This window comes from Nocardioides sp. GCM10030259, assembly GCF_042666375.1.
Taxonomy (GTDB): domain Bacteria; phylum Actinomycetota; class Actinomycetes; order Propionibacteriales; family Nocardioidaceae; genus Nocardioides.
Genome location: NZ_JBHTDF010000023.1, coordinates 209,839 through 230,255, shown reverse-complemented (window position 1 = coordinate 230,255; position 20,417 = coordinate 209,839). Strand labels below are relative to the sequence as shown.

Genomic DNA, 20,417 nt, shown 5'->3' with positions numbered 1-20,417 from the left:
GCTCAGGGCCGCCCGGCCGCGGGGTCGGCGGTGAGGCGCGCGTGCTGCCGTCGCGCCAGCCACGCGAAGAGCACGGTCCCCGCGAGCCAGACCAGCGCGAGCAGCCGCTCGGCCGAGCCCGAGCCGTTGTCGGGCGACGCCTCGAAGAGCGACTCGATCCACGTGGGCCAGATCAGCGCGGCGACCGTCAGGCCGGCACACACGATGGCGAGGACGATCTCGACGAACATCACGATCCTGCGGTTCACACCGGCTCCCGAGGGGGTGGGACGCTTCGTGCCCCGAGTCTTCCGTTGGCCTCCGGGTGCGGCAATAGCCCCACGGGGCCATGTCATCGCCTTCGCCACGCCCCGGCGAAGGCCACACCCAGGGCCCACAGGGTGATGCCGGTCCCGCCGACCGCGAAGAGCCCGTCGAGCGCGTCCGTGAACGGGATCGTGAGTGCCGCGGAGGCGAAGCTGACGCCCCCGACCGCGCCCAGGACGGCGGTCACGCGGTTGCCCAGGTCGCCGGTCCTGCCCGCGACGAGCGCGAGCAGCGCAATCCCGAGCGCCCACGGAGCGTTGGCGAGCGTCTCGTCGATCGTCATGAAGACGCTCAGCGCGTTCGACTCCCCGTCCGCGATCGAGTCGGCGCCCAGCGGCGCGAGCAGGTGGGGGACCATCAGGGCCGTCGTCAGGGCGGAGAGCACGGTCATCACCCGGACGGTGCGCAGGGTGACCGGCGTCAGGTCGAGCCGGCCGCGCAGCCGCAGGAAGGCCACGGTGAAGAGGCCGAAGGAGGCCAGCAGGCCCAGGTGCGACGGGTACCACGTGCTGTCGAGCAGCATGTCGTGGAGCTGGGCGACCTTGTTGCCGGAGCCGTTGTCGTTGGGATGCAGGGCGCCACCCAGGTTGAACGCCACCGCTGCGCCCACGAGGGCGGCGATGGTTCCGACGTCGAGGGCGACGCGGCGGGAGCGGGCGGAGGAGTCGAGCGCGGTGGTCACGGTGGGCTTCCTTTCGTCGGAGGAGTCCACGCTGGGCCGCCGGCGCGTCCGCAGGTACGGGGTTTCCCCTGCATCCGGGAAGTGCAGGGTCAACCCTGGGGCCGATGTGCGGTCGCTGTGCCACGATCAGAGGCGTGGCGAGGTCGGCCCGGAGCGAGATGCTCTCCCTGGTCGCGGCGAGCACAGCCTGCGTCCTGGTGGCGGTCGGCCTCACCCGCGGAGTCTGGTGGAGCAACATCCACAACGGCATCCTCGGCGTGACGCTCTCCCTGGTCGGTGCCTGGCTCGCGGCCGAGCGGCCCCGCAGCCGGGAGAGCTCCCTCTTCCTTGCCGCCGGGCTGGTCGAGGCCGTCATGTTCACCGGTCGGCAGGTCGGGCACACGGCGACCGGGACCGCCGCGTCCTGGCTGGGCTGGCTCGGCGTCTGGCCGATCGTCGTCGGCATGCTGATGACGACACTCGCGGTGGTCTGCTTCCCGGACGGTCATCTGCCGTCGCGCCAGTGGCGACCGGCCGTCCTCGTCGGCTGCGTGATCGCCGCGGTCTGTGCCACGCTCTCCGCGCTGTGGCCGGTCGAGTGGGAGTCGGCCGGGCTCACGATCGCGCCGCCCTTCAGCCTTCCGGGGTTCGCGACGGCCGACGCGGTCTGGCAGGTCCTGGCGCACCCGTTCTACGTCGTGCTCCAGCTCTCGTGGGTCGTCGCGGTCGCGGTGCGCTGGCGGGCCGGCCGGAGCCGCGCTCCGCTCCTGGGCCTCCTGCTCGGGGTCGGCGCCGCGTTCGTCGTACTCGTGATCGGGCAGGTCGTGGTCGGCTCGACGAAGCCCGGGCTGGTCATGGTGTCGCTCGTCCCCCTGGTCGCCGGCTGGTCAGCTCTCCACGGCCACCTCCTCACCCGCTACCGCGCCCTGTCGTGGCTCACGGCTGCGGGCCAGGAGCAGGTCGGGCTGCCCACGGCGCTCGCCCGGACGGCGGCGGAGGCACTGGACGCGCCCGGGGCGACCGTGTGGATGGGTGACGAGGCGGCGCTGCACGTCGTCGGCGTCTGGCCCGACACCGACGTCGACTCGGCGCCGAGCTCCCTGGACGACCTTCCGGAGCGGTCGTGGCCGGTGCGCTCGGGCGGCGAGGTCGTGGGTGCGCTCGTCGTGCCGGGCATCACGACCATGACCCGCAGCGAGGAGCGGATGATGCAGGACCTCATCGCCCACGCGGGTCTGGTCCTGGATCGGCTCACGCTGGCGGCCGTGGTGCAGCGGGAGCGGAGCGCCGGCCATCTCGGGCACCTGACGCCGCGCGAGCTGGAGGTCCTTGAGCTGATGGCGCACGGGCTCACGAACGCGGCGATCTGCCAGGAGCTGCACCTGAGCGTGAAGACGGTCGAGCCGCTCATCAGCACCGTCTTCGGCAAGCTCGGCCTGCACGCCGACCCGACGGTCAACCGCCGGGTGCTCGCCGCTCTGGAGTACCACCGCGGCTGATCACCGGCCGGCGTACCCCTGCAGGAACAGCGCCTCGGCCAGGGCCAGCCGCTGGATCTCGGAGGGGTCGACGCTCTCGTTGGGGGCGTGGATGAGCGCGAGGGGCTCCTCGACGCCCATCAGGATCAGCTCCGCGTCGGGATAGGTGTCGGCGAAGACGTTGCACAGCGGGATGGATCCGCCCTGGCCGAGCAGGACGGGCTCGGCGCCGTACGCCTCGCGCATCGCCGCACGCATCGCGCCGTACGCCGGGCCCTCGGTCGCCGCCCGGAAGGGGGCGCCGGTCGCCTCGGTCTCGACCTTGACGGTCGCGCCCCACGGCACGGCGGCCTGGAGATGGGCGGTGAGCGCGGCCAGCGCGTCGTCGGGCTCGGTGCCCGGCGGGATCCGCAGGTTCAGCCGGGCGCTCGCCCGGGGGACGATGGCGGCCGTCGAGCCGACCACCGGCGGGCAGTCGATGCCGAGGATGGTGATCGCCGGGCGTGCCCAGAGCATGTCCGAGACCGTCCCGGAGCCCAGCAGCGACTCGTCCGCGCCGATCTGGGCGTCGGAGCGGAAGGTTGCGGGGTCGTACGGCGCGCCGGTCCACGTCTGGGTGTTGTCGAGCCCCTGGACGGTCGTGTTGCCGTCGGCGTCGCGCAGGGAGGCGAGGACGGCCACGAGCGCCGCGAGCGCGTCGGGGGTTGGGCCGCCGAACATGCCCGAATGCAGCTCGGAGGGCAGGGCGTCGACGTGCACGACGACGTTGACCATCCCGCGCAGGCTCACCGTCACGGCGGGTTGCCCGACGGCGGCGTTGCCGGTGTCGCAGACCAGGATCGCGTCGGCCCGCAGCAGGTCGGCGTTCTTCGGGACGAAGTCCTCGAGGCCGCCGGTGCCCTGCTCCTCGGAGCCCTCGACCACCAGCCTGAGGTTGACCGGCACGTCGTCGCCGAGCGCGCGCAGGGCGGTGAGGTGCATGAGGATGTTGCCCTTGCAGTCCGCCGCGCCGCGGCCGAACCAGCGTCCGTCGACCTCCGTGAGCTCGAAGGGCGATGTCCGCCACGCGTCGTCGTCGAGCGGTGGCTGCACGTCGTAGTGCGCGTAGAGGAGGACGGTCGGGGCGTCGGGGTCCGGCCCCGGGCGCGAGCCGACCACGGCCTTGCTGCCGTCGGCCGTGTCGTGCAGGCCGATGTCGGCGAAGCCGAGCTCGCGGAACGCGTCGACGACCCAGTCCGCGGCCCGGGCGCACTCCTCGGGAGGGAACTGCCGGGGGTCGGCGACCGAGGGGATGGCGACGAGGTCGGCGAGCTCCGTCCGCACGCGGGGCATCAACGCGGCGACGCGGTCGGCGAGGCCGCTCATCCCCGGATCACGTCCTCGAAGTCCAGGTCGTCGATCTTGTCCTGGAAGTCCTCGAGCTTGTCGGGGCAGTAGATCTCGATCACGAGCAGCTCGCCCTGGACGACCCGCCGGTCGACGATCACGGGCCGCTGGCCCGGACCGGCGGCGCCGTTCATCATCTGGGCGAAGAGCGTGGCCCGGCGCAGGGCGTTCCCCGGGTCGTCGCAGACGGGGCCGCCGTCGTCGCCGAGCACGCGCACGATCTGGTCCTGGGAGGGTGCCCGGGCGCCGGCGTCCTCGAGGGCGGCGATGAGCTGGTCGGCCTTGTCCTGTGCCTCCGCGTTGGAGCGCGCGGCGCTGAAGGTGAAGAGCGCGACGACGGCCATCACCACGAGCAGGCCGAGTGCCACCCAGTAGATCCATGTGCGGTGGCGGTCGGGAACCTCGTACTCGCTCATGCCGACACCTCCTCGGCCTCGGGCTGCTTCCAGGACGGCTTGCGGAATCGGTAGAAGAGGAACGGCACCAGCAGGCCCAGGCCGAGCGCTCCGCCGCCGACGATCAGCACGTACGTCGCGGGGCTGCCGCCGCCGAACTGCGACGGCGGGACGAACCCGATCAGCAGGGCCGCCAGGGAGGCGGCGAAGCCGACGCCGCACAGGCCGACGAGCATCGGGGCGCGATAGCCGCGCGGGTGGTCGGGCTGGTTCTTGCGCAGCCTGACCGCGGCGACGAACATCAGCAGGTAGACGATCAGGTACACCTGCGTCGTGATCACCGAGAAGATCCAGTAGGCGCTGGACACGTCGGGGATCAGCGCGTAGCCGAGCGCGATGATCGTGGTGACGACGCCCTGGGTGACCAGGATGTTCTGCTGGACGCCGTGCTTGTTGAGCTTCTGGAGGAACGGCGGGAGGTAGCCCTCCTGGCGGGAGATCAGCAGGAGGCCCTTCGACGGACCGGCCAGCCAGGTGAGCATGCCGCCGAGCGACGCCGCCACCAGCATGATGCCGAAGATCGGCGTCAGCCACTGGGTGCCGAACTCCGCGAAGACCGCGTCGAAGGCCTGCATCACGCCGGCCGTGAGGGAGAGCTGCTCCGCCGGGACGATCCATGCGATCGCCAGCGCCGGCAGGATGAAGATCACCAGCACCAGGCCCATCGAGAGGAACATCGCCTTCGGGAACTCCTTGGCCGGGTCCTTGAGCGAGCCGACGTGCACAGCGTTCATCTCCATGCCGGAGTACGACAGGAAGTTGTTGACGATCAGCACCAGGCTCGCCAGGCCGGCCCACGCCGGCAACAGGTGGTCGGCGTTCATCGGGGCGGCCGACTCGTTGCCCTGGCCGAGGAACACCATGCCGAGGATGACGAGCACCGCGCCCGGGATCAGGGTGCCGATGATGAGGCCGCCGCTGGCCAGGCCGGCCACGCCCTGGGTGCCTCGCGAGGAGACCCAGACGCCCGCCCAGTAGACGATCACGATGACGCACGCCGTCCACACGCCGCTGGACGCGAGGTCGGGGTTGATGACGTACGCGAGCGTGCTGGCGACGAAGCCGAGCAGGCTCGGGTAGTAGAAGATCGTCATCGCGAACTGGCACCAGACGGCCAGGAAGCCCATCGGCTTCGAGATGCCCTCGGAGACCCAGTTGTAGACGCCGCCCTTCCAGCCGGAGGCGAGCTCGGCCGAGACCAGCGAGGTCGGCAGCAGGAACACGATGGCCGGCACGATGTAGAGGAAGACGCAGGCGAGGCCGTAGACGGCCATCGTCGGCGCCGCCCGCAGGCTCGCGACCGAGCTGGTCGTCATCAGAGCAAGCGCGATCCACGAGATCCAGTGCACTGCGGGTACGGCGGCTCGGGTCCTCGCCTCCGCGACCGGCTTGTCAGCCGGCACGTCCATGGCACTCATCTGCCCTCCCTGGGGGGTATGTCGTTCGATCAGCGTGGGTTGCGGAGAGGTAGCGCCGCCTCACCCGTCGCGGGGTGGTTACCCCACGACCTGGAGGTGGCGATCGGTGTTGTTGAGCCGGCGTCCGCCGTCCTCGGTGACGGTGACGATGTCCTCGATGCGGACGCCGAACCTGCCGGTCAGGTAGACCCCGGGCTCGACCGAGAAGCACATGCCGGGCGTCAGCGGCTGCTCCTCGCCCTCGATCATGTACGGCGGCTCGTGGGTCGTGACGCCGATGCCGTGCCCGGTGCGGTGGATGAACCGCTCGCCGTAGCCGGCCTCGGTGATGATCCTTCGTGCGGCCCGATCGACCTCCTGGCAGGCGACGCCGGGCCGGACGGCCTCGACGCCGGCCTGCTGGGCGAGCCGGACGATCTCGTGCACCTCGCGGACCTCGGCGCTCGGCTCACCGACGCAGACGGTGCGGCTGGTGTCGGAGCCGTAGCCGTACATCAGCCCCCCGAAGTCGAGCACGACGCAGTCGCCCGCCTCGATCACCCGGTCGCCGGCCTCGTGGTGCGGGTTGGCGCCGTTCGGCCCGGACCCGACCACCGTGAAGTCGACCTGCTCGTGGCCGTGCTCGCGCAGCAGCCGGGCCAGGTCGGCCGCGACGTCGGTCTCCCGGCGGCCGGCGAACCGCACCTGCTGGATCTCGACGTACGTCGCGTCGGCGGCGGCGCCGGCCGCGGCCAGGCGGGCCAGCTCGTTCTCGTCCTTGACCGCGCGGAGCATGGGCATCCGCTGGGTCAGCGAGTGGTAGCCGGTGCCGGGCAGGGCGGCCTGGAGACCGAGCAGGTGCATCGCCCAAGCGTTGTCGGAGACGCCGTACCGGCCGCCGGGCCGGAGCAGCACGCTCGCGGCGGCGTAGGGGTCGGCGCCGTCGGTCCAGTCGGTGATCGTGGTGGCGGCCGCGCCCTCGGCTCCCTCGGCGTCCGGCCGCTCGAGGACGGGCACGAGCAGCGTGGGCGCGCGGTCCCCGGTCAGGAACAGCATCGTCAGCCGCTCGGTGATCGCGGTGGGCTGGTAGCCCGTCAGCCACACGAGGTCGGGACCGGGTGTCACGAGCACACCGTCCAGCCCGGCGGCGCGGGCGTCGGCGACCACCCGCTCCATCCGGTGGGCGTAGTCGTCACGGGTGAACGGGACCGCGGTCACCGACATGGCGTCTCCCTCCCGAGCGGCGATCGAGCGTAGATCCGGGCGCTCCCTCCGCTCCTCACCTGAATCGGGCGATGGGCGCCCACTACTGCTCCTCGGCGGGTCGCCGGTGCCCGCCGCGCCGGATCCGCGGGCCGACGAGCCGTGGCCGGGCGATCCGCGACCCGAGCCGTCGGGCCTCCTGCCGCATGGGCTGGGCCAGGTAGTGGCCGAGGATGACGCCGGAGGCCAGCGCCACGGCCGTCATCGCGGCCGTGGCCAGCTCGCTCACGCCGTCCTTGCCCTCCGCCAGCAGCGCGAGGCCGCGGTAGATCGCCAGACCCGGGAGCAGGGGCGCGATCGAGGGGACCACGACGGCCAGCGGCGGCACTCGCACCCGGCCGGAGACCAGGTAGGAGGCGAGGCCGATGGCGGTGGCGGCCACGGCGGCTCCCCAAGGTGCACCGAGGTCGCCGCCGGAGAACACCGTGGCCAGGGCCTTGGCCACCGCGGCCACGCCGGCGACCACCGCGACGGCCCGCATCGGCGCGTAGCAGGAGTAGGCGTACGCCGCCGCCGCCAGTCCGGCGCCGGCGACCGCCGTCGCGTTGTCGGCGAAGCCGACCGCTCCCGGCTTGTAGTTGACGAGGTCGACGTTCAGCAACCCGCTCAGGGCGAGCCCACCCGCGACGCCGGCGATGATGCCGACCGTGGCGAGCACGGCGTCGACCAGCCGGGCGCTCGCCGTGACCGGGAAGGACATGATCGCGTCCTGCATGGCGCCCACCAGCCCGACCCCGGCCAGCAGCACCACGATGCCGGCGGTGACGACGCGCGACGGGTTGACGTCGAGCGGGGTGGCGGAGGCCGCCACGGCGATCCCGGAGGCGATCAACCCGCCGGCGACCTGCTGGTAGAACGGCGGCAGGGCCTCCCCGGCGAGCCGGACCTTGGTGCGGTCGATGGCGCAGGCAGCGAGGAACGCCAACGCGCACACGACGATGTCGCCGCCGAAGGTCAGCGCCACGCCGGCGCCCATGACCCCCAGTCCCAGGGTGGCGGCCCAGCGCGGCCGATAGCGGCCACCGGACACGATGCGGGCCATCCGCGCCCTGGCCTCGGCGACGTCGACGCGTTCGTCGACCAGGTCCTGCATCAGCTCCTCCACCCGGGTGAGCTGGTGGTAGTCGACCGGTCGGCGGATCACCCGGCGCACCTGAGTCGCGGCCGGCTGGTCGGCACTCGGCTGGTGGTGCAGGCTCAGGTCCACGAACGTCACGTCGGCGGAGACGCGCCGTACCCCGCACGCGCGCGTCACGTCGAGCATCGCGCCGGCCACGTCGGAGGCGCCCGCGCCGGAGTTGAGCAGGACCTCGCCGACCCGCAGCGCCAGGTCGAGGCTCGGGTAGACATCAGCCGGGTCCGCGGCCACGGCGCTCAGCGTAGGGAGGGGTGGCTGCCCGTGCGCAGGCCCGAATCGGGTGATGCCGGGGTGCCCGGGCATGCCCGAGCATCGCGCTCGTGGACGGCTTCGACGTCGTGGTGCGCGTCGCGCGACTCGCCCTTGCCTCGAGCGCGGAGGGGGTCGGCATGCTCGAGGACTACGTACGGCGCGCCGCGGCGCCGTACCGGCTCGACGTCGCCCTGGTCGTCCTGCCCGAGCAGATGGTGATCCAGGAGGTCGCCACGGAGCGGTCGCGATCGACGGTGGTGCGCGCGGCCCCGGGCATCTTCCGTCTCGACCAGGTCGCCGACCTCAAGCGCACGCTGGTCGAGATCGAGGCCGGGCTGGACGCCGGGCCGGCCTGCCAGCGTCTTGACGCGATCGCGGCGCGGCGGCCCCGGTGGCCGGCGTGGGCACGGGTCGTCGGCGTCGCGCTCTTCGCCGCCGGGTTCGCACCCAGCGTCGTGGCCTCCTGGGGTGAGGTCGGCGCGGCCGCCATCCTCGGCGTGCTCATGGGCGTCCTGGTCGTCGCCGCCGGCGGCACCCGGATGGAGGGGATCGTGCCGTTCGTCGGCGCGTTCGGGGTCACGGTGGTCGGCCTGACGCTGCTCTCCGACCTCGCGTCCACCACCGGCGTGACGCTGATGGTGCTCCCTGCGCTCTTCATCGCCGTCCCCGGCGACACGCTGTCCGCGGCGGCGGGAGAGCTGCTCAGCGGACGGCTGACCGCCGGGGCCGTCCGTCTCGTCCTCGGTCTGTTCGTCCTCGGCCTGATCGTGATCGGGATCGTCGCCGGCGCCAACGTCACCGGTCACGCGGACCTGTTGTCGGAGACCGTGCCCGACCCCGACCTGTCCGTCCTCGTGGTCCTCGCGGGGTGGGTGGTGTTCAGTGCCGGGCTCGTCCTCGCCTTCAACGCCGAGCGCTCGGTGTTCCTGTGGCTGGTGCCGAGCGTGCTCGCGACCTATCTCCTCCAGCAGGGCACCACCCGGCTCGCCGGGGCCGTGCTCGGCACGCTGGTGGCCGGCGCCGCCCTCGGCGCGTTCGCGAACCTCCTCGACGCCCATCCCCGGCGCCCGCCCCGCCTCCTGCTCGTCCTCGGCGGCTTCTTCGTCCTGACCGTCGGCGGGGTGGGGGTGCGCGGCGCGACCGCCGTCTTCGGCGACGATCCGGTCTCGAGCATCGACGACCTCGCCTCCTTCGGCCTGCAGGTCCCCACCGTCGCGCTCGCGATCGCGATCGGCGTCCTCCTCAGCGCGCGGTGGCGGCCGCACTTCGCCCGGTGAACCGCGCCGCGTGCGCTCGCCGGGCGTAGCCTCTGCGGCGGGAGGGCCCGGACCAGGTGGCTGGATGGCGGAGGGGATTGCTGGCGACGATCGCGGTCGCCCTGACAACGAGCGGGCTCGCTGTTCGCTCCGAGGCAGTCCCACCGACGGCGACCGCCCCGGACGGACGCTCGTGGCCGGTCGCCGAACGAACAGGGCGAGCCGCCGTCGTCCGGTCGGAGCACGCGCTCCGCAGGGCGTGGGCGGATCCGACTCGCACCCGGATCGACCTGGGCGCCGACATCGCGTTGCGGGACTGCCACCAGGGTGACCCGATCAGGGAGTCGCCGTACCCGTTGGTCCTGGACGGGCACGGGCACACCATCCGGCAGACCTGCTTCGAGAAGCGGGTGCTGCGCCAGGACGGGACCGGCTGGCTGGACCTCCGCCGCATCACGCTCACCCGCGGTGGCTCCGACGGTCCGGGAGCGGCGCTGACCTCGCGTGGCGAGATCATGCTGTCGGACTGCGTGATCAAGCAGAACCTCGCCGAGGAGCCGGGCGGCGGGGTCTTCTCGATGCGGCGGGTCACCGCGCACCGATGCCGGATCAACGGCAATCTCGCCAACGACGACGGCGGCGCGATCTACGCACGGCGCGGTGGGGTGCAGGTCTACGACTCGGTGCTCAGCACCAACCTCGTCGACGGGTCCGGCGGCGCCATCGCCTCGACAGGCGACATCCTCGTCGTGAACTCCTATGTGGACGGGAACACCACCGACGGCGACGGAGGCGCCCTCTATGCCGACGAGGACGGGGACATCACCGTCCTCGGGTCCCTCATCGACGGCAGCGACGCCGACGGGCCCGGCGGGGCCATCTTCACCCTCGACGGCGACGTCGCGGTCTTCGACTCGACCCTGGTCGGCAACCGCGCGGACGACCGCGGGGGCGCCATCTCCGGCGAGGCCGATGTCCTGGTCGTCAACTCGACGGTGGCTCGCAACCTGGCCGTGGCCCACGCGGGTGGCGGCATCTGGGCCCGCGGCAACCTCACCCTCGTCAACGCAACCGTGACCGACAACTACGCCGAGGGCGACGGCGGCGGGGTGCTCGCCGCCGGCCGGACGCACATCGTGTCCTCGACGGTCGTGCGCAACATCGCCTCGGTGGGTGGCAACGTCGGATCCGCGGGCGCGCTCACGAGCTTCGCCTCGGTGCTCGGTCCGCCCGCCTTCGACGGCGTGACCGGTGACACGATCCCCACCCGTCGGGCCTGCCGGGTGTACGACGGAATCTCGCTAGGACACAACTTCGTCACCGACGCCAGCTGCGACATGGTCAGCTCTACCGATGTCCTCGACGCTGATCCGCGGCTGATGCGGCTCGAGGAAGATCCGCACGGGTTCGTGCTCGTCCCGATGCCCGACAGTCTCTTGCGCGGACGGATCCCGGCGGCTGAGTGCGTGGGCAAGCTGCCTGATCCACTGCCGGCGGGCCAGCTCCTGGAGGGCGTCGTCGACTGGGAGCAGGTGCTCACCCATGACGCGATCGGCACGTCGCGCGTGGACCGCGGCGGCTGCGACATCGGCGCGGCCCAGTCGACAAGTGCCCCGGTCGCCGTCCGCGCGACGACGAGCCCGCCCGTGCCGGCCGACCCGGCGGATGCGCCACCGGCGCTCGCGGGTGCCGACGAGGTCGAACCGGTCCGAGCGATCGATCGCGCGCGCCGGGAGAGCCTACGGGCCACACTGGCGCGCCTCGATCGTCGGCTCGATCGGATGGGTCGGGTGGTACGACGATTCGACGTACTGCTCGGCTGCGTGTCCGGCGTGGGGGTCGACCGGGCCGGGGACCAGCGGCACCGCTGGGGATTCCGCTACGACGAGCGTGATGGCACCGGCGAGGACATGCGTCCCGCCCTGGTGCGTCACGAGCCGCGTCGCTCCACTGAGCGGCCGGCGTGGGTCGTGCTGCGGCTCTCCACGCGTGCGCGGTGCCTCAGCGCGCCTGCCGACCCCAACGGCACCGGCGAGGACGCCCGCCAGACAGTGTTCCCTCGGTCGGTTCGTGCCTGGGTGAACTGGCTGGAGCGGAGACGGGACCGTGTCGAGCAGCGTACGGAGCGCTTCGACGCCTGGGAGTCCTGCCTGTCGTGGCTGCCGGTGACCGAGGCCGGCGATGCCGCGCAGCGGCTCGGCTATCTCGCCGACGTGAAGGGCCGGCGGGCTTACCGGCCGGCGATCGACATCGACCAGACCGAGTGGGACGACCCCGACTACCAACTGCTCGCCTTCCGCGGTCGCGACCACCCGTTCGCCGAGGGGGAGTGCGGCACCGACCCGGGCGAGAGCGCGGACCGGCGCGGCGTGCACGCCGATGAGTCCGCGAAAGACCTGCGCGGCGACATCCAGGATCTCCGCGAGGACGTCGCTGACCTCGGCGAACCCGTGTCCGAGATCTCCGCCTTCGACGAGTGCCTGTACACCGTGGGGGTGCGAGAGAACCCCGGCTACTTCTACCGGGATGGCAGGCACAGGTCACAACGGCGCTCCGCCCTGTCCTTCGACATGCGCGGCGCCCGGCTCCCGCGGATGAGCCTGCTCGCGTTCCCCGGCGAGGAACCACCCCAGATCGAGTGCAACGAGGACGCGGGTGGCGTAGCGACCGATGAATGACTCACTCGCCCCGCACCCGCTTCGGCCGCGCCTCACGTCGTGTCGTCCGCACTTCCGGGCCACCCACGACCTACGCTCGGGACGTGGCTGACCTGACGGAGCCGTGTCCGAACTGCGGCACGATGATGCGGTGGGAGACCTCCCACGAGCGCTGCGACGGATGCGGCTACATCCACCCGTGCTGCGAGGGCGCCCCCTGCCACTGACGAGAGCCGACACGGCACCGGACGAGGGTGTGCGTCGGAGTGTCGGCACGCTTTGCAATGCTTGCGCCCCGCCACACGGGGCGTGATCAGGGGAGACAAGATTGAGTGAGGTCGCGGGCGAGCTCGCCCGGGTCAAGGGTGCCTTCGGGCAACCCACGCTGACGCTGCTCCACCAGCGGCAGGCGCCGGTGGTCATCACGATCTTCCGCGCCGCCTTCGGCCGCAACAACCGGCCGATCGCGACGGCCCGCCTGCACACGCAGGTCGAGGAGCACGTCGCGGAGATCCGGCGCGCGGGGGAACAGGACGTGCCGGTCGGCAGCGGCCGCGAGATCTGCCAGCGCTGGATGCGCGGCCAGTGGCTGGTGCGGTCCCTGGACGAGGCGGGGCACGAGGTGTACGCGCTCACGTCCCACGCCCAGCAGGCGCTGGAGCTCGTGAAGAACCTCGCGCGCGACCGGGCCACGCTCAGCGAGCACCGCATCGCGACCATCCTCGGCACGGTCCGCCGGTTCAACTCCGAGGCCAACCCCGACCGATCCGCGCGGGTCACGATCCTCAACGCGGAGATCGCCAGGCTGCAGGCGGAGCGCGACCGACTGGTCGACGGCGCCGACTTGGTGAGCGCGACCGAGGACTACATGCTCGAGGGCTTCACCGAGCTGCTCTCGCTCATCTCGGCGCTGCCCAGCGACTTCGCCCGGGTCGAGGAGCGGTTCGCGACGATCCGGACGGAGATCCTGTCGGCGTTCCGGGCCGAGGACCGCCCGGCCGGGGAGGTGATCGACGACTACCTGGCCCGCGCGGACGCGCTGATGACCGCGACCCACGAGGGGCGTGCGTTCGAGGGGGCGTTCGCGCTGCTGCGCGACGACGCCCTGGTCACCCAGCTGCGCGAGGACCTGACGGCACTGCTCGAGCACCCGCTCTCCGACGGGATCCTCAGCGATGCCGAGCGCGCCGAGCTGCGGGGCACGGTGCGCCTGGTGCGCGACGGCCTGGACCGGGTGCTGGCCCAGCGGTCGCGGGTGACCGCGACGCTCAAGGAGTACATCGTCTCCCACGACGCGGCCCGGGACCGCGAGCTCGAGCAGACCCTGCGGCAGGTCGAGTCCGAGCTCATGACCTGGATGGCGAACACCGGGCCGCGCGCCGCGCACGACGTACCCCTCCTGCCGGCGCGCGCGAGCGTCGAGCACCTCCGCGAGCGGTTCTACGACCCCGCCGACGACGTGCTGCCGGAGCGCATCGGCACCCCGGTGCCGGACGACGCCCCGCCGCTCTCGCTCGCCGACCTCGTGGCGCAGGGCGGCCCGAAGCTCGCGTCGCTGCGCCAACGCCTCGACGCAGCCGTGGCGTCGCTCGTCCCTGCGGCGTCGCTGGGCGAGCTGTTCGACGAGCTCGAGCCCTCGCTGCGCCGGCCGGTCGAGATCTTCGGCCTGCTGCACCTCGCCGCCGACCGTGACTGGCGGGCCGAGGACGCCGTCGAGTCCTATGCCGCCGTCCGACCCGACGGGACCCGGCGCACCTTCGCCGTGCCGCGCACCCCGCTGCCCGACCCCGACCTGGAGAACCCCGCATGAGCGTCGAGACCCACGCCGAGATCGACGTCGAGGACGAGTACGTCGACGAGGCCTCCGTCTCCCTGTTCGAGGGCGACGAGGGCGGCCTCGAGTACGCCCAGCGGCACGCGCTCGTGACCCTCCTGAAGCAGCGCTTCATCAGCGCCCGCACGCACCCGCGCGACTGGCGGGTGCTGGTGGAGCACGAGCGGCTCCTGCGCTCGCGGCTCAACGACCTCTTCCTCGACCTGCAGATCGACCGCGCCCGCGAGGTCGCGTGGAAGCGGCAGGCGATCGGGGAGGCGGGCGAGCGCTTCCCGACGCTGCTCTACGACGCCGCGTGGTCCCGCGAGGAGACGCTGGTGCTGGTCCACCTGCGCGACCGGCTGCGGGCCGGCCTGGCGAGCGGCGACGCGCGGGTCTTCATCGACCGCGAGGACGTCGTCGACTACGTCGCGAGCTTCCGGCCGCCGCACGCCACCGACGTCGCGGGCGACGAGCGGCGCGCGCGCAACGCCGTGGCGAGCATCGTGAAGGCGGGCCTGCTCATCGGCTCCGGCGTGGACGAGCGCTTCGAGATCAGCGAGGCCGTCGAGCCGCTGATCCCGCTCGACCTGCTCCAGGACCTGCTGGAGGCGCTCCAGCGCGCGAACAGCGGCGACGTACCGCCCGAGCCCGACGACCCCGCCGATCTCTTCGACGACGACCCGGAGACCGGCGACACGGCAGGAGACGAGTGAGCATGTCCATCGACGAGCTCGAGCAGGCACCGTCCGAGGGCCTCTTCGACCACCAGGACGTCGCCACGCCCGCCGACGACACGGTGCAGTGGCGCGCGGCCCTGCTCCAGCTGGTCAACTGGGGTGGCTTCGGCGGTCTGACCACGGTCCCGCTGCGCGGCGACGCCACGATGATCTCCGGCGCCTCGGGCGTCGGGAAGAGCACCATCCTCGACGCCTACACCGCGCTGATGATGCCGTCGGACACCAAGTTCAACGGCGCCTCGAACGACGCCGTCGCCGGCCGCGCCCGCGGCGTCGGCCAGCGCAACCCTGCTGTCCTACCTCCGGGGTGCCGTCGACGTGGTCGACGACCCGCGCACCGGGCGCCCGGTCGAGAAGCTCCTGCGGGGCAAGGGCTCCGACACCTGGGGCGCGATCGCGATGACCTTCGTCAACGACCACGGTGGCCGCTTCACCGCGCTGCGCACCTACTACGTGCCACGGCGCGCGGCCCGGTCGAGCGACGTCCAGATGCAGCTGGCGACCCACGAGGGCGCGCTTGCCCTCGACGCGCTCGAGGTCGCGGTGCCCGACCGGTTCCACGCCAACACGCTCAAGAAGCTGTTCCCGGGCCTCCGGGTGCACCGCACGTACGCCGAGTTCACTGCCGTCCTGCACGCGCGCCTCGGCATCGGCGCCAACGGCGACGGGGCGAAGGCGCTGCGGCTGCTGGCCCGGATCCAGGCCGGCAACCAGGTGCGCAGCGTCGACGAGCTCTACAAGGACATGGTGCTCGAGCGGCCCGCGACGTACGCCGCGGCCGACCGCGCGATCGAGCACTTCGACGATCTCGACACGGCGCACTCGGCGATGCGCACCGAGGAGCAGAAGCTCGAGCTGCTCGAGCCGATCGGCGTGCTCCACGAGCGCGGGGCGACGGCGTCGCGGCGGCTCGCCGAGCTCGACTCCTACGGCGTCACGCTGGCCGGCGACACGCCCCTGCGGCTGTGGCTGCTGCGCACCCACCTCCGTCTCATCGAGACCGCGGTCGCCGGCAACCGCCACGATCGTGCCGCCGCCGCGGACGAGCTCACCGCGACGACCGCCGCGGAGCGCGCACTCCTGACGGACCTCGAGGCGGCGAAGGAGTCGCACCGGGCGGCCGGCGGCTCGACGCTCCAGGCGCTCGCACTGTCGCTGGAGCAGGAGCAGGTGGTCCGCGAGGACCGGCTCGGGCGGCGCGAGGTGCTGCAGGAGCGGATGCTGCCGCTGATCGACGCCGCCGACGCCCAGGCGCCCGACGTCGACGCCGCGCTGCTGTCCGCCGAGGCGTTCCTGGTGCTCCAGCTGCACGCCCGGCAGTGGCTCGCCGGGTGGCAGCGCGACCAGGAGCGGGTCAAGCGCGACCGCGACGCGACACTGCGCCGACAGTTCCCGCTCAGCGACCGCCAGGCCGAGCTCCGCCGCGAGCGCGCCTCGCTCGAGAGCCGCGCCGGGCGGGTGCCCGCCCGCATGCACGACCTGCGGGCCGAGGTCGCCCAGGCGAGCGGGCTCGACGTCGACGAGCTGCCGTTCATCGCCGAGCTGATCGACGTCGCGCCGGACGAGGCGCGGTGGCGGTCCGCGATCGAGACCGTGCTCGGCGCCAGCGCCCGCACGATGCTCGTGCCCCTCGACCGGCTCGACGAGTTCTCCGCCGCGATCGACGGGCTGCGGCTGCGCGGTCGGCTCACCTTCGAGGGCGCCGAGCTCGACCTGCCCGACCTCGGTCCGGCCGACCCCGAGCGCGTCGCCGGCAAGCTGGTCTTCCAGGACTCGCCGTTCAGCGGCTGGGTGCAGGCCCACCTCGACGAGCCGGTCCGCAACGCGCTGTGCGTCGAGTCCGCCGACGGCCTGCAGGGCCCGGGCTTCCGGGTCACCCTCGCCGGGCAGACCCGCAACGGCCGTCGCGGTGCCCACGGCCGCAACGACGCGCGCAACATCATCGGCTTCTCCAACGCCGACGCGATCGCCGAGGTCGACGCCGAGCTCGCGAGCCTGGAGGAGCAGCTCGAGGCGATCACCGCCGAGGTGACCGAGCTCGACCGGCAGTCGCGGGTCCTGGAGCAGCAGAAGACCTCGTACGACGCCGTCGCGAACGCGCGCTACGACGACCTCGACGTCGACGGCAGCGACCGCCGCATCGCCGACCTCGAGCGTCGCCGGGCCGAGATCCTCGGCTCCGACGATCAGCTCCAGGCGCTGGAGGCGCAGATCGACGACCTCGGCGCGCGGCTGGAGGAGACCCGCCGCGCGAGGTTCGGGATCGAGCAGCGGCAGCGCGACCTGAACGTCGAGCACGCGGAGCTCGTCGACTCCGAGGACCACGTCACCGACCGCCTCCAGGCGATGGAGACCCACGGCAGGGTCGCGGTCACCGACGAGCAGGACGCCGCACTCGTGGCCGACTTCGCGGCGGCCGCGGCGCCCGCCGACCCGGACGACCTCGACCGGTTCGGCGAGACCTCGCACCGGCTCGCCGAGCGGCTCCGCGACGCGGTCGCCGACGCCGAGGCCGAGATCGCGCGGGTCGACGAGGACCTCGCCCAGATCTTCCGGGTCTACAAGTTCCAGTGGGACTCGCCGAACCTCGGCGCGACCGCGGACTCCTACCCCGACTACGCCCGCATCCTCGACGACATCCGCGGCAAGGGGCTCGCCGAGCGGCGAGCGGAGTGGCGTCGCCGGCTGACCGAGTGGAGCGGGCAGGACCTGGTGCCCCTGGTCGGCGCGATGGCCGCGTCGATCGAGGAGATCGAGGACCGGCTCGAGCCGATCAACGCGATCCTGCGGCGCCTCGAGTTCGGGGCGTCCGGCGACCGGCTCCGGATCCGGCTGCGCCGGCTCGCACCGGCCCACGTCCAGGCGTTCATGAAGGACCTCCGCGCGCTCTCGTCGGGCTCCACCACCGACCTCGGCGAGGAGGCGCTCGCGAAGCGCTTCGCCGAGCTGAGCCGGTTCATGCAGCAGCTGCGCAAGCCCAGCCAGCTCGGCGACGCCGCGGTCGCGGTGACCGACCGCGACCGCCTGCTCGACGTACGCCGTCACGTGGAGATCAGCGCCGAGCGCTACGACCACGCGACGGGCGAGCTGCGCGCGACGTACCGGACGCTGGGGGAGAAGAGCGGCGGCGAGAGCCAGGAGCTCGTCGCGTTCATCGTCGGCTCGGCGCTCCGGTTCCGGCTCGGCGACGAGATGCGGTCGCGGCCGCGGTTCGCGCCGGTCTTCCTCGACGAGGGCTTCGTGAAGGCCGACTCCGAGTTCGCGGGTCGCGCCGTGCAGGCCTGGCGGGGCCTGGGCTTCCAGCTCATCGTCGGCGTCCCGCTGGACAAGGTGACCGGCCTCGAGCCGCACATGGACGAGCTGCTCGCGATCACCAAGAACAGCGCGACCCACCAGTCGTGGATCACGGCCATCACCGACGCCGAGTCAAAGGGTGGTGCCTGACCGCTCCCTGTCCGTCAGTTGAGGGTGTCCGGGTGGGGCCCCGTGCGCAGGTCGCGGTCCAGCGTTGCGATCGCCGCCATCTCGTCAGCTGTGAGCTCGAAGTCGAGGACGTCGAGGTTCTCGCGGATCCTGGTCGGGGTGACCGACTTCGGGATGACGATGTTGCCGAGCTGGAGGTGCCAGCGCAGCACCACCTGGGCGGGCGTCCTGCCGTGGCGCTGCGCGATCCCGGCGAGGGTCGGGTCGTCGAGGACGGCACCCTGGGCCAGCGGGCTCCACGCCTGGGTGGCGATGCCGTGGTCCGCGTGGAAGGCGCGCAGCTCGGCCTGCTGGAGCCGCGGGTGCAGCTCGATCTGGTTGACGACCGGCATCAGGTCGCTGGTGTCGAGCAGCCGCTGCAGGTGGCTCGGCTGGAAGTTGGAGACGCCGGCGGCGCGGATGCGCCCGTCGGCTGCGAGCCTCGTGATCGCGCGCCACGACTCCGGGTAGAGGTCGTGCGCCGGCGCCGGCCAGTGGATGAGGTAGAGGTCGACGACGTCGAGGCCGAGCCGGCCGAGGCTCTGGTCGAAGGCGCGCAGGGTGGCGTCGTACCCCTGGTCGGCGTTCCACAGCTTGGTCGTCACGAAGACGTCGTCGCGCGGCAGCCCGCTCTCGGCCAGGGCGCGGCCGACGCCCGCCTCGTTGCCGTAGACGGCGGCCGTGTCGATGGCGCGGTAGCCGGCGTCGAGGGCGTGCCGGACGGCGGTCGTGGTCTCGTCGTCCGGCACCTGGAAGACGCCGAAGCCGACCTGGGGGATGGTGACGCCGTTGTTGAGCGTGATCGACGGGATCGTGGTCGTGGTCATGGGTGCTGCTCCTTGTGACGGTGGGGTGATGGTGGGGTGGAGGTCAGTGGTCGGCGAGCGCCGGGGTCGCCGAGCGGGGGTACGCCGCCTCGTGGCCGGCGCGGCGCTCGAGGGCTGCGGAGAGCACCGCGATCGCCAGGGCCGAGGCCGCCAGCAGCGCGCCGACCCAGTTCGGCGCGGTGTAGCCGAGGCCGGCCGCGATCACCAGGCCGCCCAGCCACGCCGCGAGCGCGTTGCCGAGGTTGAAGGCGCCGATGTTGACTGCCGACGCCAACGTCGGTGCGCCCGCCGCCTGGTCGAGGACCCGCTTCTGGAGCGGCGGAACGGTCGCGAAGCCGAGGCCGCCGATGAGCGTGATGGTCACGGCGGCGAGGACCCGGTGGTGCGCGGTGACCGTGAACAGCGCGAGCACCAGGGCCAGGCCGCCGAGGGTCACGTAGAGCATCGGCATCAGCGCCCGGTCGGCGTACCTGCCGCCGACCAGGTTGCCGAGGAACATGCCGATGCCGAAGAGCACCAGCAGCCAGGTGACCGAGCCGTCGGCGTAGCCCGCGACGCTCGTCATCATCGGCGCGATGTAGGTGATCGCGGCGAAGACGCCACCGAAGCCGAGGACCGTCATCGCCATCGCGAGGATGACCTGGATGTTGCCGAAGGCGGACACCTCACTGCGCAGGCGTGCGCCGGCGGGGCGGGGGAGTGGGGGCACCAGGGCGGCGATGCCGACCAGGCCGACGACCCCGAGCAGGGCTACGACACCGAACGTGATGCGCCAGCCGCCCGCCTGGCCGACGTACGTGCCGAGGGGCACGCCCACGATGTTGGCGATCGTGAGGCCGGTGAACATCGTGGCGATCGCGCCGGCGCGCTTGTGCGGGGCGACCAGCTCGGCCGCGACGACGGCGCCGATGCCGAAGAACGACCCGTGGGCGAGCGAGGTGACGAGGCGTCCGGCGAGCATGACCTCGAAGCTCGGCGCCAGTGCGGAGAGCAGGTTGCCGGCGACGAAGAGGCCCATGAGCAGGAGCAGCATCGTCTTGCGACCGAGGCGCGTGCCCAGCACCGCCGTCACCGGGGCACCCACGACCACGCCGAGCGCGTAGCCGCTGACGAGCCACCCCGCGGTGGGGATCGAGACGTCGTACTCGCCCGCGATCTCCGGGAGCAGTCCCATGATCACGAACTCGGTGGTGCCGATGCCGAAGGCCCCGATCGCCAGGGCGAGGAGCGCGAGCGGCATGGCGCCGCCGGTGCGGGTGACGGGTGCGAAGTTCATGCAGGCGACAGTAGTTGCAGACGCGGGCAATATGCAAAAGCGCTGAATCG

16 protein-coding genes and 1 pseudogene are annotated in these 20,417 nt (G+C 72.5%); 8 read left to right on the top strand and 9 right to left on the bottom strand.

Annotated features, from left to right (window positions below):
- Positions 1–2 precede the first annotated feature (2 nt).
- Positions 3–248 (bottom strand): hypothetical protein, encoded by a 246-nt coding sequence (locus ACFQQI_RS19275; RefSeq protein WP_378567326.1) that lies wholly within the window; start codon positions 246–248, stop codon positions 3–5.
- Between the two features lie 83 nt (positions 249–331).
- Entirely contained in the window at positions 332–988 is a 657-nt protein-coding gene (locus tag ACFQQI_RS19270; RefSeq protein WP_378567323.1) for a hypothetical protein, read from the bottom strand.
- A 134-nt stretch (positions 989–1,122) separates the two neighbouring features.
- Here ACFQQI_RS19270 and ACFQQI_RS19265 point away from each other — a divergent pair, with 134 nt between their 5' ends.
- Complete coding sequence (locus ACFQQI_RS19265) at positions 1,123–2,466, top strand: response regulator transcription factor (RefSeq protein ID WP_378567320.1); 1,344 nt, start codon at positions 1,123–1,125, stop codon at positions 2,464–2,466.
- On the opposite strand, the gene ACFQQI_RS19260 is transcribed toward ACFQQI_RS19265, so the two are convergent.
- The 5 genes from ACFQQI_RS19260 to ACFQQI_RS19240 all read right to left on the bottom strand — a co-directional run bounded on the left by ACFQQI_RS19260 (position 2,467) and on the right by ACFQQI_RS19240 (position 8,315).
- Positions 2,467–3,810, bottom strand: a complete 1,344-nt coding sequence (locus ACFQQI_RS19260; RefSeq protein ID WP_378567317.1) for a dipeptidase — start codon at positions 3,808–3,810, stop codon at positions 2,467–2,469.
- Positions 3,807–4,247 carry a hypothetical protein gene (locus tag ACFQQI_RS19255; RefSeq protein ID WP_378567314.1) on the bottom strand — a complete coding sequence of 147 codons (441 nt, stop codon included), beginning with the start codon at positions 4,245–4,247 and terminating at the stop codon, positions 3,807–3,809. Before ACFQQI_RS19255 ends, ACFQQI_RS19260 begins: the two co-directional genes overlap by 4 nt.
- The gene (locus ACFQQI_RS19250) at positions 4,244–5,704 is read right to left on the bottom strand and encodes an APC family permease (protein ID WP_378567311.1); all 1,461 of its coding nucleotides are present in this window, start codon (positions 5,702–5,704) and stop codon (positions 4,244–4,246) included. The genes ACFQQI_RS19255 and ACFQQI_RS19250 overlap by 4 nt, the downstream gene beginning before the upstream one ends.
- A gap of 78 nt (positions 5,705–5,782) precedes the next feature.
- A complete protein-coding gene (locus ACFQQI_RS19245) occupies positions 5,783–6,907 on the bottom strand; it encodes an aminopeptidase P family protein (protein ID WP_378567308.1) in 1,125 nt (374 codons plus the stop codon).
- Between the two features lie 82 nt (positions 6,908–6,989).
- Positions 6,990–8,315, bottom strand: coding sequence for a threonine/serine exporter ThrE family protein (locus tag ACFQQI_RS19240; RefSeq protein ID WP_378567305.1), 1,326 nt, complete (start codon positions 8,313–8,315; stop codon positions 6,990–6,992).
- An 89-nt stretch (positions 8,316–8,404) separates the two neighbouring features.
- Between ACFQQI_RS19240 and ACFQQI_RS19235 the strand changes: the two genes are divergently transcribed.
- From ACFQQI_RS19235 to ACFQQI_RS19205, 7 genes and pseudogenes are all read left to right on the top strand, one after another.
- Positions 8,405–9,613, top strand: a complete 1,209-nt coding sequence (locus tag ACFQQI_RS19235; protein ID WP_378567302.1) for a threonine/serine exporter family protein — start codon at positions 8,405–8,407, stop codon at positions 9,611–9,613.
- 335 nt (positions 9,614–9,948) lie between these two features.
- Positions 9,949–12,270 carry a hypothetical protein gene (locus tag ACFQQI_RS19230; RefSeq protein WP_378567299.1) on the top strand — a complete coding sequence of 774 codons (2,322 nt, stop codon included), beginning with the start codon at positions 9,949–9,951 and terminating at the stop codon, positions 12,268–12,270.
- 83 nt (positions 12,271–12,353) lie between these two features.
- Positions 12,354–12,476, top strand: a complete 123-nt coding sequence (locus ACFQQI_RS19225; protein WP_378567296.1) for a hypothetical protein — start codon at positions 12,354–12,356, stop codon at positions 12,474–12,476.
- A 101-nt stretch (positions 12,477–12,577) separates the two neighbouring features.
- Entirely contained in the window at positions 12,578–14,059 is a 1,482-nt protein-coding gene (locus tag ACFQQI_RS19220) for a DUF3375 domain-containing protein (protein ID WP_378567293.1), read from the top strand.
- Positions 14,056–14,778 carry a DUF4194 domain-containing protein gene (locus ACFQQI_RS19215; protein WP_378567290.1) on the top strand — a complete coding sequence of 241 codons (723 nt, stop codon included), beginning with the start codon at positions 14,056–14,058 and terminating at the stop codon, positions 14,776–14,778. Before ACFQQI_RS19220 ends, ACFQQI_RS19215 begins: the two co-directional genes overlap by 4 nt.
- 2 nt (positions 14,779–14,780) lie before the next feature.
- Positions 14,781–14,990: pseudogene (locus ACFQQI_RS19210) on the top strand (ATP-binding protein); the annotation flags it as partial.
- Between the two features lie 130 nt (positions 14,991–15,120).
- Positions 15,121–18,246, top strand: coding sequence for an ATP-binding protein (locus ACFQQI_RS19205; protein WP_378567287.1), 3,126 nt, complete (start codon positions 15,121–15,123; stop codon positions 18,244–18,246).
- A 14-nt stretch (positions 18,247–18,260) separates the two neighbouring features.
- Here the strand turns inward: ACFQQI_RS19205 and ACFQQI_RS19200 are convergent, their stop codons facing one another.
- Entirely contained in the window at positions 18,261–19,091 is an 831-nt protein-coding gene (locus ACFQQI_RS19200; protein WP_378567284.1) for an aldo/keto reductase, read from the bottom strand.
- A gap of 43 nt (positions 19,092–19,134) precedes the next feature.
- A complete protein-coding gene (locus ACFQQI_RS19195) occupies positions 19,135–20,367 on the bottom strand; it encodes an MFS transporter (RefSeq protein WP_378567281.1) in 1,233 nt (410 codons plus the stop codon).
- Positions 20,368–20,417: the final 50 nt, after the last annotated feature.

Coding starts and splice junctions, on each gene's coding strand:
- ACFQQI_RS19200 (WP_378567284.1), bottom strand. CDS start 19,091: ATGACCACGACCACGATCCCGTCGATCACGCTCAACAACGGCGTCACC.
- ACFQQI_RS19195 (WP_378567281.1), bottom strand. CDS start 20,367: ATGAACTTCGCACCCGTCACCCGCACCGGCGGCGCCATGCCGCTCGCG.
- ACFQQI_RS19250 (WP_378567311.1), bottom strand. CDS start 5,704: ATGAGTGCCATGGACGTGCCGGCTGACAAGCCGGTCGCGGAGGCGAGG.
- ACFQQI_RS19260 (WP_378567317.1), bottom strand. CDS start 3,810: ATGAGCGGCCTCGCCGACCGCGTCGCCGCGTTGATGCCCCGCGTGCGG.
- ACFQQI_RS19215 (WP_378567290.1), top strand. CDS start 14,056: ATGAGCGTCGAGACCCACGCCGAGATCGACGTCGAGGACGAGTACGTC.
- ACFQQI_RS19245 (WP_378567308.1), bottom strand. CDS start 6,907: ATGTCGGTGACCGCGGTCCCGTTCACCCGTGACGACTACGCCCACCGG.
- ACFQQI_RS19255 (WP_378567314.1), bottom strand. CDS start 4,247: ATGAGCGAGTACGAGGTTCCCGACCGCCACCGCACATGGATCTACTGG.